Here is a 12,076-nt window from a genome sequence, read left to right on the forward strand (position 1 = left end):
TTGGTTTTGCTAGGCTGGCGCCATGGAGCCATATGTCGGAATCGCTGTCTTTGAACTCGCCTCCGAAGGCTCGGAGCACTCTAACTTCTTCCGTGAGGACTTCTTTCTCATCTATGCAAATTCGGATGAGGAGGCGCACCGCAAGGCCGTTGAATGGACTCGCGAGCAGGAATATGAGGGCCTGAAGCTGCGCCACATTGTCGATGTCGCACCCACCCTCTACGGTCATGTGGATCGAGATTGTGACCTCTATTCGCGGCACTTTTCCTCGCTGGAAGACTACAAACGATTCGAGATGAACTTGAGCGGAAACGATCCGCTTTCACCGCCTAAATAGCGTTCTGACGTGCTGATTTGGTGAGTCTTGGGAGTCTTCTGTAAAGTATCTATCCGTGCCCAAGAGCACACACATAATTAAAAATGGCCCTGTGGCGCAGTTGGTTAGCGCGCCGCCCTGTCACGGCGGAGGTCGCGGGTTCAAGTCCCGTCAGGGTCGCGGAAACCTTCGGGTTTCTGGCCAGATAGCTCAGTCGGTAGAGCACACGCCTGAAAAGTGTGGGGTCGCCAGTTCGATCCTGGCTCTGGCCACAATAATGGCTCCTCGTAAGAGGGGCCATTTTTGCTTAGTATGGGCACATGGAACACGCTATTGCACACCAGACCGATAAGTCCCGTTACGTCCTTACCGTGGACGGCGTCGAGGCGGGCGCGTGCCACTACGTAGACGCCGGCACGACCCGCGAGTTCAACCACACGGTCATCAAGGATGCTTTCCGTGGCCAAGGATTGTCCGCGCCGCTGATTAAGGCAGCGCTTGACGACGCCCGGGGCGTCGGCAAGCAAGTCATTGCTTCCTGCTCGGCAGTGGCGCACTTTATAGAAAAGAATCCCGAATACCGCGACCTGCTGCGCTCAGAAGGCATATAAAAGCGGCCCACAGTTGCCTGTGAGCCGCTGGGAGAGAATTTAGATGTAGTAGTCGGGGTCGACCAGTTTGATGCGCTCATTCGGGTTGCGCGGACGGTTCTTGGCCGGAATGCCCACCGCGATATTTTCGGCGGGAACATCCTTCGTCACCACGGCATTGGCGCCGATGGCCGATCCTTCACCGATCGTAATGGGGCCGAGCACCTTGGCGCCCGCACCGATGGTGACATTGTCTTCGATAGTGGGGTGGCGCTTGGTCTGGGTGAGCACCTGGCCGCCGAGGGTGACGCCATGGTAGAGCATGACGCCATCGCCAATCTCTGCGGTTTCACCAATGACGATGCCCATGCCATGGTCAATAAAGAACCGGCGGCCGATAGTGGCGCCAGGGTGGATCTCCACGCCGGTAAAGAAGCGGTTAATCTGCGCCAAGATGCGCGCAGGCCCGCGCAGCCCGCGCTTCCACATCCAGTGCGAAATGCGGTGAGACCACACCGCGTGGAGGCCGGAGTACACTACTGCATTTTCGACGTCGCCACGCGCGGCCGGATCGTGATCTCTTGCATTTGCTAAGTCTTCACGGATGTAGCTCATAATGTTCATGCCCACATAGTACTGGCATAAAAAAGGCACCCGCCAAGGTTGGCGGGTGCTTTTATTCAAGCGACGTAATTTAAGCTTCGCGGATGTCCTCGAAGAGGATGGTGGAGACGTAGCGCTCACCGAAGTCCGGCAGGACAACCACGATGGTCTTGCCCTCGAACTCTGGGCGCTCCGCCAGCTTCAGAGCTGCGGAAACGTTAGCGCCGGCGGAGATGCCAACCAGCAGGCCTTCCTGGGTAGCCAGGTCGCGGGATGCCTTGATGGACTCCTCGGTGGTGGCGGTAAAGACTTCGTCAAGAAGCTCGCGGTCAAGTACCTCAGGAACGAAGTTAGCGCCGATGCCCTGAATCTTGTGCGGGCCAGCGTGGCCTTCAGATAGGACAGGGGAGTCGGACGGCTCAACCGCAGCCAAGTGCAGGTCTGGGTTCTTGGACTTCAGGAAGCGGCCCACACCCGTAACGGTGCCGCCGGTGCCTACGCCAGCAACGAAGGCGTCAACCTTGCCCTCGGCGTCTTCCCAAATCTCTGGGCCGGTGGCTTCCTCGTGAATCTTCGGGTTCGCCTCGTTAGCGAACTGTGCGGCAAGGATGGCGTTATCGTTCTCGGTGACAATTTCATTCGCCTTGTCGACGGCGCCCTGCATGCCCGCAGCGCCCGGGGTTAGCACGATTTCTGCGCCGTAGGCACGCAGCAGCACCTTGCGCTCATTGGACATGGTCTCTGGCATGGTCAGGATGACCTTGTAGCCCAAGGTGGCGCCAGCCAGGGCCAGGGCGATGCCGGTGTTGCCGGAGGTGGCCTCCACGATGGTGCCGCCCGGCTTGAGCTGACCGGACTTCTCGGCCGCTGCAACGATGGCCTTGCCGATGCGGTCCTTCACGGAGTTAGCCGGGTTAAAGGATTCAACCTTGGCAAGCACGGTAGCGCCCTTGCCCTCGGTGATACGGTTCAGGCGGACCAGCGGGGTGCCGCCGATGGTTTCCATAATGTTGTTGTAGACAGCCATTCTGTGGACTCCTTTGGGAATCAGATTTGGGTTCAAATCGCGTACAACGCAAGCGTACACTACACAAGTAGACCAGTTAGTATATAAATTCTAGACCGGGCATTCGGGCATTTCATGTGGGATTGCAGCGCCAGATAAGCCGAGGGCGATTTCGAATTACCCCCACATGCTGTCTATACTTCCACTCAGTTGCCCGCTGGTCCCCAAATTCCCGGGGGAGGACGGGTACACCTGCTTGGTTACCCCCGACGAGGAAAGAGTCTCATGGAGTCGCATCGCCTCAAAGATGATGAAGAATCCGTACGCGCGGCCCTGTCGTCCCTGAAGACCGCTACAGGTATTCCAGTGACGATGTACGCCACGCTGCTGCCCGATAATCGCCTGCAGATCACGCAGTGGGTGGGGCTACGCACCCCAGCGCTGCAGAATCTGATCATTGACTCTGGCGTCGGTGTAGGTGGGCGAGTGGTCAGCACTCGCCGCGCGGTAGGTGTATCCGATTACACTCGTGCCACCACCATTTCGCACGAGAACGACCGCGTAATCCAAGATGAGGGCCTGCACTCCATCGTGGCCGTGCCCGTTACGGTGCAGCGCGAAATTCGCGGCGTCCTCTACGTAGGCGTGCACTCCCCAGTTCGTTTGGGCGACAAGGTCATCGAAGAAGTGACGATGACCGCGCGCACCCTCGAGCAAGACCTGGCTGTTAATTCCGCAATGCGACGCGCCGATGGGTCCAAGGGCGGAGCGGCCCGCGGCCACGTCATGAACGGTGCCGAGTGGGAACAAGTGCGCTCCACTCACTCCAAGCTGCGCATGCTGGCCAACCGCGTAGAGGACGAAGAACTGCGCAAAGAGCTAGAGACGCTGTGTGACCAGATGGTCTCGCCGGTGCGCGTGAAGCAATCCACCAAGCTCTCTGCCCGCGAGCTCGACGTTCTCTCTTGTGTGGCCCTAGGCCACACCAACGTAGAAGCGGCCGAGGAAATGGGTATCGGCGCAGAAACCGTGAAGTCTTATCTGCGCTCGGTAATGCGCAAACTCGGTGCGCACACCCGCTACGAAGCGGTCAATGCCGCACGCCGTATCGGCGCGTTGCCTTAAGAACCGGTAGCGTAGGCAGTTGTGAAAGATCAGTTTATTGTTTCCGGCGGTGCCCGCCTTGAGGGCACCGTTAAAGTAGATGGCGCGAAAAATAGCGTCTTGAAGCTCATGGCCGCATCCTTGCTGGCGGAGGGCACTACGACGCTGACCAACTGCCCAGAAATTCTGGACGTCCCCCTCATGAAGAAGGTTCTCGAGGGGCTCGGCTGCGAGGTAGTCATCGAGGGCTCTGAGGTCCGGATTACTACCCCTGCACAGCCGCAATCCAACGCGGATTTTGACGCGGTCCGCCAATTCCGCGCATCCGTCTGCGTGCTCGGGCCTTTGACCTCCCGCTGTGGCCACGCGAAGGTAGCGTTGCCCGGTGGTGACGCGATTGGTTCGCGCCCGCTCGATATGCACCAAACCGGCCTAGAAAAGCTCGGTGCCACCACCCGTATTGAGCATGGTGCCGTCGTGGCAGAGGCTACACACCTGCGGGGTGCGAATATCCGCTTGGACTTCCCGTCCGTAGGCGCAACCGAAAATATCCTTACCGCTGCGGTCCTCGCTGAAGGGGAAACCGTTCTCCATAACGCAGCTCGCGAGCCTGAAATCGTCGATCTGTGCACCATGCTTAAGTCCATGGGCGCCGATATCGAGGGCGAGGGAAGCTCGGTGGTGACCATCCGCGGCGTCGATAAGCTGCAGCCCACCCAGCATGAGGTTATTGGTGACCGAATTGTGGCAGGCACCTGGGCGTATGCCGCGGCTATGACCCAAGGCGATATCACCGTGGGTGGAATTTCCCCGCGCCACCTGCACTTGCCGCTAGAAAAGCTGAAGTCTGCCGGCGCGGAACTAGAGACTTATGAGAATGGCTTCCGCGTGCGCATGGATCAGCGCCCGCAGGCCGTGGACTACCAGACCCTGCCATTTCCGGGATTCCCCACCGACCTGCAGCCGATGGCTATTGGTATCTCTGCCATTGCGGACGGAACGACCGTCATTACGGAGAATGTCTTTGAATCCCGCTTCCGCTTTGTGGATGAAATGCTGCGCTTGGGTGCCGACGCCCAGGTTGACGGTCACCATGTAGTAGTCCGCGGTAAAGAACGGCTCTCTTCTACTCACGTGTGGAGTTCCGATATTCGTGCGGGTGCGGGTCTTGTACTTTCTGCACTGTGCGCGGATGAAACCACTACGGTCCACGATGTCTTCCACATCGACCGCGGATACCCCAACTTTGTAGAAAACCTGCAGCGCCTCGGCGCCACAATTGAAAGAACTCAAGAAGAAGAACTCTTTTAACGACGCCCCCAGCACACCGTTTTTCGTCGTGTGCTGGGGATTTGTCATTGTTGGAGGGGTTGGACTACATTAATCGAAGTCGCCGCGAGGTAGCCGGGAGGTTACTTTTGAGCGAATTTCGTGCGGACTTGGTTCAAGGATTTGACAGGGTTCATTGAGTTGAGTAAGTTTGTACGAGCCGCCAACGAGAGGTTAACGGTAGGTTAATTTTTTGTGGTGTGCGGATGATGTTTGAGAACTCAATAGTGTGCCAATGTACTTTTTATTTTTTGTGTGCATGGTTGTGTGTTGATTGGTTTGTCTGCCAGCAGGCTTAGTGGTTTGTTGGTTGGTGTGTGCCGGTTGGGTATGTGGAACACGTACTTATTTGAATGCTGTTTGGTGTTTCGGCTGCATTGAGATGGATTGGTTGGCATGTGATTGTGTTCAACTTTTTTGGTTTCCTTATTTTTGACCCCGTCGGGTTGAGGGAACTTTATTTTTTCTTTGTAGTAATTTTTTGGACGCCAGCATGGGCTGCACTTTTTGTGTGGTTTGTGGTGGTTTGTTTGTTTGTTGGGTTTCGGGCTTTTCACGGCCTGTTTCGGATGTTGTTCTGAAATTTTTTTGTGGAGAGTTTGATCCTGGCTCAGGACGAACGCTGGCGGCGTGCTTAACACATGCAAGTCGAACGGAAAGGCCCTGCTTGCAGGGTACTCGAGTGGCGAACGGGTGAGTAACACGTGGGTGATCTGCCCTGCACTTCGGGATAAGCCTGGGAAACTGGGTCTAATACCGGATAGGAGCCATTTTTAGTGTGATGGTTGGAAAGTTTTTTCGGTGTAGGATGAGCTCGCGGCCTATCAGCTTGTTGGTGGGGTAATGGCCTACCAAGGCGGCGACGGGTAGCCGGCCTGAGAGGGTGGACGGCCACATTGGGACTGAGATACGGCCCAGACTCCTACGGGAGGCAGCAGTGGGGAATATTGCACAATGGGCGCAAGCCTGATGCAGCGACGCCGCGTGGGGGATGACGGCCTTCGGGTTGTAAACTCCTTTCGCTAGGGACGAAGCTTTTTGTGACGGTACCTAGATAAGAAGCACCGGCTAACTACGTGCCAGCAGCCGCGGTAATACGTAGGGTGCGAGCGTTGTCCGGAATTACTGGGCGTAAAGGGCTCGTAGGTGGTTTGTCGCGTCGTCTGTGAAATTCCGGGGCTTAACTCCGGGCGTGCAGGCGATACGGGCATAACTTGAGTACTGTAGGGGTAACTGGAATTCCTGGTGTAGCGGTGAAATGCGCAGATATCAGGAGGAACACCGATGGCGAAGGCAGGTTACTGGGCAGTTACTGACGCTGAGGAGCGAAAGCATGGGTAGCGAACAGGATTAGATACCCTGGTAGTCCATGCCGTAAACGGTGGGCGCTAGGTGTGAGGGTCTTTTCACGACTTTCGTGCCGTAGCTAACGCATTAAGCGCCCCGCCTGGGGAGTACGGCCGCAAGGCTAAAACTCAAAGGAATTGACGGGGGCCCGCACAAGCGGCGGAGCATGTGGATTAATTCGATGCAACGCGAAGAACCTTACCTGGGCTTGACATACACCGGATTGGGCTAGAGATAGTCTTTCCCTTTGTGGCTGGTGTACAGGTGGTGCATGGTTGTCGTCAGCTCGTGTCGTGAGATGTTGGGTTAAGTCCCGCAACGAGCGCAACCCTTGTCTTATGTTGCCAGCATTTGGTTGGGGACTCATGAGAGACTGCCGGGGTCAACTCGGAGGAAGGTGGGGATGACGTCAAATCATCATGCCCCTTATGTCCAGGGCTTCACACATGCTACAATGGTCGGTACAACGCGCAGCGACACTGTGAGGTGGAGCGAATCGCTGAAAGCCGGCCTTAGTTCGGATTGGGGTCTGCAACTCGACCCCATGAAGTCGGAGTCGCTAGTAATCGCAGATCAGCAATGCTGCGGTGAATACGTTCCCGGGCCTTGTACACACCGCCCGTCACGTCATGAAAGTTGGTAACACCCGAAGCCGGTGGCCCAAACTTGTTAGGGAGCCGTCGAAGGTGGGATCGGCGATTGGGACGAAGTCGTAACAAGGTACCCGTACCGGAAGGTGCGGGTGGATCACCTCCTTTCTAAGGAGCTTTTATTATTCGGGTGCAGTTGCACCCTTGGTTGGTTGAGTATGCGAGTGTCATGCTGCCAACTTTTATTATTGAAAAATTGTCCGGGTGAAACACACACCTGATGAGGCAAGACCAAGTGTTTGAATGGCGCTTTGTGACACACTGTTGTCCATGCACAGTTAAACGAAAAATAATGTTGTTTGTATGTTGGTGCATTGTTGGGTGTCTGGGGCATTATCCCCCTTTTTTGTGCCTGACCATAAAGCTTGCTGACACTGTGTGTGTTGGCAGGTTGTGGTTGGGGTGTTGTGTGAGAACTGTATAGTGGACGCGAGCATTAAACACGCACGGATAGATTGCTTTTGTGGTTTGTTTGTGTGTGTTTGTGTGATTTCTTTTTTCTTTAATCAATTTTTTGTCAAGTTCACTTGTGTGGCCATCTGCGCTTTTTGGTGTGGGTGGTTTGTGTGTTCGTTATTAAGGGCGCATGGTGGATGCCTTGGCATGCTGAGCCGATGAAGGACGTGAAAGGCTGCGTTAAGCCTCGGGGAGTTGTCAATTAAGCGTTGATCCGAGGATGTCCGAATGGGGAAACCTGGCCCTGGTTATGTGGGGTTACCCTTCAGTGAATTCATAGCTGTTGTGGGGGTTTACGCGGGGAAGTGAAACATCTCAGTACCCGTAGGAGGAGAAAATAATAATGATTCTGCTAGTAGTGGCGAACGAACGTGGATGAGGCTAAACCGTGTGCATGTGATACCTGGTAGGGGTTGTGTGTGCGGTGTTGTGGGCCCCAACGTGCGGTGACTACCATCATCGTGCTCGTGTGTTGTTGTTAGGTGAAGTGGTTTGGAATTACCTGCCGGAGAAGGTGAGAGTCCTGTAGTTGAAGACAATGGCATGTGGGTTGTTGGGTTGCCCGAGTAGCAGCGGGCTCGTGGAATCTGCTGTGAATCTGCCGGGACCACCCGGTAAGCCTAAATACTCAGTGTGACCGATAGTGTATGAGTACCGTGAGGGAATGGTGAAAAGTACCCCGGGAGGGGAGTGAAATAGTTCCTGAAACCATGTGCTTACAATCCGTCAGAGCACCGTTTGTGTGTGATGGCGTGCCTTTTGAAGAATGAGCCTGCGAGTCAGCGGCATGTCGCGAGGTTAACCCGTGTGGGGTAGCCGTAGGGAAACCGAATCCTAATGGGGTGTATAGTGGCATGTCCTGGACCCGAAGCGGGGTGATCTACCCATGGCCAGTGTGAAGCAGCTGTAAGAGGTTGTGGAGGCGCGAACCCACGTAGGTTGAAAACTGCGGGGATGAGCTGTGGGTAGGGGTGAAAGGCCAATCAAACTCCGTGATAGCTGGTTCTCCCCGAAATGCATTTAGGTGCAGCGTCGTATTATAGCTTGGTGGAGGTAGAGCGACTGGTTGGTTGAGCGGGACTACAATCTTAGCAATGTCAGCCAAACTCCGAATGCCACTAATTGTGTTGTACGGCAGTGAGACTGTGGGGGATAAGCTTCATAGTCGAGAGGGAAACAGCCCAGATCGCCGGTTAAGGCCCCTAAGGGTGTACTAAGTGGAAAAGGATGTGGGATCGCGAAGACAGCCAGGAGGTTGGCTTAGAAGCAGCCATCCTTGAAAGAGTGCGTAATAGCTCACTGGTCGAGTGGTTCTGCGCCGACAATTCAGTGGGGCTCAAGTACACCGCCGAAGCCGCGGCAAACATTTTTTGTTTGGGTAGGGGAGCGTCGTGCATGGGTTGAAGCGTTACCGTAAGGAGGCGTGGACTGTGTGCGAGTGAGAATGCAGGCATGAGTAACGAATTGATAGGTGAGAATCCTATCCGCCGGATGACTAAGGGTTCCTGGGTCAAGTTCGTCTTCCCAGGGTGAGTCGGGACCTAAGGCGAGGCCGACAGGCGTAGTCGATGGATAACCAGTTGATATTCTGGTACCCGTACATGCGCGCCCATGATAAAGCACTGATACTAACCACCGCGGATGCACTGCTAGTCTTCTTTGAAGATTGGTGGTGTTGATGTCGTGGGGCCTGATGTGTGGTTCAAGTGATGGGGTGACGCAGTGAGGTAGCCACGCCACTTATTGGATTGGTGGTGTAAGCGTGCAGATCGTGTGGTAGGCAAATCCGCCACACATTTGGTTGAGACGTGATGCGTAGACCCAATGGGGTTGATGGTGGTGATCCTGTACTGTCGAGAAAAGCCTCTAGCGATGTGTGTGTATGGCCCGTACCCTAAACCGACACAGGTAGTCAGGTTGAAAATACTAAGGCGTTCGGGTGAACTGTGGTTAAGGAATTCGGCAAAATGCCCCCGTAACTTCGGGAGAAGGGGGGCCCCACGGTGTGAGCATCCTTGCGGTGTTAAGCGTTGTGGGGTCGCAGAGAATAGAGGGAAGCGACTGTTTATCAAAAACACAGGTCCATGCGAAGACGTTAAGTTGATGTATATGGACTGACGCCTGCCCGGTGCTGGAAGGTTAAGAGGACCGGTTAGTAGTCTTTGACTGCGAAGCTGAGAATTTAAGCCCCAGTAAACGGCGGTGGTAACTATAACCATCCTAAGGTAGCGAAATTCCTTGTCGGGTAAGTTCCGACCTGCACGAATGGCGTAACGACTTCTCTGCTGTCTCAACCACAGGCCCGGTGAAATTGCACTACGAGTAAAGATGCTCGTTACGCGCGGCAGGACGAAAAGACCCCGGGACCTTCACTATAGCTTGGTATTGGTGTTTGGTTCGGTTTGTGTAGGATAGGTGGGAGACTATGAAGCTATCACGCTAGTGGTGGTGGAGTCGTTGTTGAAATACCACTCTGATCGGATTGAGCATCTAACCTTGGCCCATGATCTGGGTTGGGGACAGTGCCTGGTGGGTAGTTTAACTGGGGCGGTTGCCTCCCAAAATGTAACGGAGGCGCCCAAAGGTTCCCTCAGCCTGGTTGGCAATCAGGTGGTGAGTGTAAGTGCACAAGGGAGCTTGACTGTGAGACAGACATGTCGAGCAGGGACGAAAGTCGGGACTAGTGATCCGGCACCTACTTGTGGATGTGGTGTCGCTCAACGGATAAAAGGTACCCCGGGGATAACAGGCTGATCTTCCCCAAGAGTCCATATCGACGGGATGGTTTGGCACCTCGATGTCGGCTCGTCGCATCCTGGGGCTGGAGTAGGTCCCAAGGGTTGGGCTGTTCGCCCATTAAAGCGGCACGCGAGCTGGGTTCAGAACGTCGTGAGACAGTTCGGTCTCTATCCGCCGCGCGCGTTGAAACTTGAAGAAAGCTGTCCCTAGTACGAGAGGACCGGGACGGACGTACCTCTAGTGTGCCAGTTATCCCGCCAGGGGTATCGCTGGTTGGCTACGTACGGAAGGGATAACCGCTGAAAGCATCTAAGCGGGAAGCCTGTTTTAAGATGAGGTTTCGTTAAGGTCCCCTAAAGACGATAGGGTAGATAGGCCAGACCTGGAAGCACTGTAAGGTGTGAAGGCTACTGGTACTAATTGACCACAACAAACACCAACACACATTGGTGTAACACAACAAAAAGAGTAAGAAGAAGAAACAGTCACTGTCGTGACCGCGTCCACTATGCAGTATCTGACACAACACCCAAGCAAAAGGGCACCCAAAAAGGGTTTGTACTAATGCTTCGTATGTTTGTCGGTGGTCAATAGCTGCAGGGAAACGCCCGGTCCCATTCCGAACCCGGAAGCTAAGCCTGCACACGCTGATGGTACTGCAACCGGGAGGTTGTGGGAGAGTAAGTCACCGCCGACACCAAACAACAAAAACACAACAAAATACAGAAACAATAAGAAGGAGACGGCAAACCACCGTCTCCTTCTTTTTATGTTTTGCTATTCTCCTCACCATGGACCAAAAGCAAATTTCTTATGTGGCGGACCGGGTCGAGCAAGGAATTCTTGGCCTCGAAGGCGTCGATAAGCTGCTGGCTTACTTGGACAGCCTGCATCCGGATGATTTGGCCGGCGTGGATTTCCTGGTTGACCGCATGTTTGAGGAGGAGCGTAACCAAATATGGGAGCTCACGGAAACGCTTAAGGAGTTTCTCGCGGATCTCAAGGAATGCCAGAAGTAGTGCAGACGCTTGACGAAGCAACCAACACCCTTGTAAACCTCTCCAGTGTGAACTTTACTGATTCCGTGCAGTACTCGCAGGCGTTGGTGTAGAAGTCGTAGGGAGGCTGCATGAACGTGCGCTTCGCGCCTATGTGAGCCGTCGCGCGGCTAACAGTGCACCTGGGTGCTTCACCTTTCCAGTAGACTTAGATTTACGTTTGCTCTCAAACCGTCTTTGGAGTGTTTTTATGAGCCGTTTGGTTGGCTTTGCTGGGATTGCCGTGCTGGTGATTTCAGGAGTCTTTTCTTTACTCGGTTACACAAAAATCTCGTATATTTTTCTAGCCGTTGCCGCCGTTGATCTCATGGTTGCCCGGATCTATCAGCCTGACGAATCCAATGACAGAAGAACGAAACAGCTAAAGGCAGTTAGCTGCTTCTTCATACTCCTCGGCACACTTTTCATCTATATAACAGGGTCTTGGATAGGTATCATCGCAATATTCTCGGGGATAATAGATCTCATGTCCGGAGAATTTTCAATACTTAAGAAACAACGGCAGAAGCTCTAGAGTTGGCGACTCTAATGCAAATGGCTCTCTGGGAATGTTCGACCTCAAATAGGTGGCTACTTTTGCTGCTCTCGTAGTGTGTTCGTTTAAGAACCCTTCTGGCGTTGGGTGGTTCCTGGATTGGGCTATGCGTTATGTAGTGGGGCTTGTGCCCTGTTTGGTCGATGCCTGGTAGCGAGTCCAGCTGGGTTGGGAAGAAGGATGGTCTGCTGCCATGTCCAGGTGTCCCGAATCTTTCAAACGCGATGCCGTGGTTTCTACGAGAACAATGAAGACTCCTCGCCGGACGCACCAGCCGCAAAGCTCGGCATCAACTGTCCCTCTTTACATTCTTGAGGCAAGAAGCACGGCACCCGAAAACCTG

Annotated in this window: 8 protein-coding genes, 2 tRNA genes and 3 rRNA genes; 11 read left to right on the top strand and 2 right to left on the bottom strand. The window is 54.5% G+C overall.

Annotation, left to right across the window (positions count from 1 at the left end):
* The first annotated feature begins 22 nt into the window (after positions 1-22).
* The 4 genes from I6J28_RS04465 to I6J28_RS04480 all read left to right on the top strand — a co-directional run bounded on the left by I6J28_RS04465 (position 23) and on the right by I6J28_RS04480 (position 927).
* Positions 23-337 (top strand): DUF4288 domain-containing protein, encoded by a 315-nt coding sequence (locus tag I6J28_RS04465; protein ID WP_204611033.1) that lies wholly within the window; start codon positions 23-25, stop codon positions 335-337.
* 85 nt (positions 338-422) lie between these two features.
* Positions 423-496: transfer RNA gene (locus tag I6J28_RS04470), tRNA-Asp, on the top strand.
* Between the two features lie 19 nt (positions 497-515).
* A tRNA-Phe gene (locus tag I6J28_RS04475) sits at positions 516-588 on the top strand.
* 48 nt (positions 589-636) lie between these two features.
* Positions 637-927: a GNAT family N-acetyltransferase gene (locus I6J28_RS04480; protein WP_204611035.1), complete on the top strand. Its 291-nt coding sequence runs from the start codon at positions 637-639 to the stop codon at positions 925-927.
* Positions 928-966: 39 nt separating this feature from the next.
* Here the strand turns inward: I6J28_RS04480 and epsC are convergent, their stop codons facing one another.
* Together epsC and cysK are read right to left on the bottom strand one after the other, a co-directional pair.
* Positions 967-1,530: a serine O-acetyltransferase EpsC gene (epsC, locus tag I6J28_RS04485; protein WP_034668818.1), complete on the bottom strand. Its 564-nt coding sequence runs from the start codon at positions 1,528-1,530 to the stop codon at positions 967-969.
* Between the two features lie 70 nt (positions 1,531-1,600).
* A complete protein-coding gene (cysK, locus tag I6J28_RS04490; protein ID WP_204611037.1) occupies positions 1,601-2,536 on the bottom strand; it encodes a cysteine synthase A in 936 nt (311 codons plus the stop codon).
* 264 nt (positions 2,537-2,800) lie between these two features.
* Between cysK and ramA the strand changes: the two genes are divergently transcribed.
* The 7 genes from ramA to I6J28_RS04525 all read left to right on the top strand — a co-directional run bounded on the left by ramA (position 2,801) and on the right by I6J28_RS04525 (position 11,712).
* On the top strand, positions 2,801-3,640 hold the full coding sequence (gene ramA, locus I6J28_RS04495; RefSeq protein WP_005325834.1) for an acetate metabolism transcriptional regulator RamA: 840 nt from the start codon (positions 2,801-2,803) through the stop codon (positions 3,638-3,640).
* 21 nt (positions 3,641-3,661) lie between these two features.
* Positions 3,662-4,930: a UDP-N-acetylglucosamine 1-carboxyvinyltransferase gene (gene murA / locus I6J28_RS04500; RefSeq protein ID WP_005325837.1), complete on the top strand. Its 1,269-nt coding sequence runs from the start codon at positions 3,662-3,664 to the stop codon at positions 4,928-4,930.
* A gap of 605 nt (positions 4,931-5,535) precedes the next feature.
* Positions 5,536-7,053: ribosomal RNA gene (locus I6J28_RS04505) — 16S ribosomal RNA — on the top strand.
* A gap of 458 nt (positions 7,054-7,511) precedes the next feature.
* Positions 7,512-10,579 (top strand): 23S ribosomal RNA (locus I6J28_RS04510).
* A gap of 140 nt (positions 10,580-10,719) precedes the next feature.
* Positions 10,720-10,837: ribosomal RNA gene (gene rrf, locus I6J28_RS04515) — 5S ribosomal RNA — on the top strand.
* The 16S, 23S and 5S rRNA genes sit together here, the layout of an rRNA operon.
* Positions 10,838-10,931: 94 nt before the next feature.
* On the top strand, positions 10,932-11,159 hold the full coding sequence (locus I6J28_RS04520) for a tRNA 2-thiouridine-synthesizing protein (RefSeq protein ID WP_204611038.1): 228 nt from the start codon (positions 10,932-10,934) through the stop codon (positions 11,157-11,159).
* A 229-nt stretch (positions 11,160-11,388) separates the two neighbouring features.
* Positions 11,389-11,712 carry a hypothetical protein gene (locus tag I6J28_RS04525; protein WP_204611040.1) on the top strand — a complete coding sequence of 108 codons (324 nt, stop codon included), beginning with the start codon at positions 11,389-11,391 and terminating at the stop codon, positions 11,710-11,712.
* Positions 11,713-12,076 lie beyond the last annotated feature (364 nt).

Origin of the sequence: Corynebacterium tuberculostearicum (assembly GCF_016894265.1) — a bacterium.
Lineage (GTDB): Bacteria > Actinomycetota > Actinomycetes > Mycobacteriales > Mycobacteriaceae > Corynebacterium > Corynebacterium tuberculostearicum_D.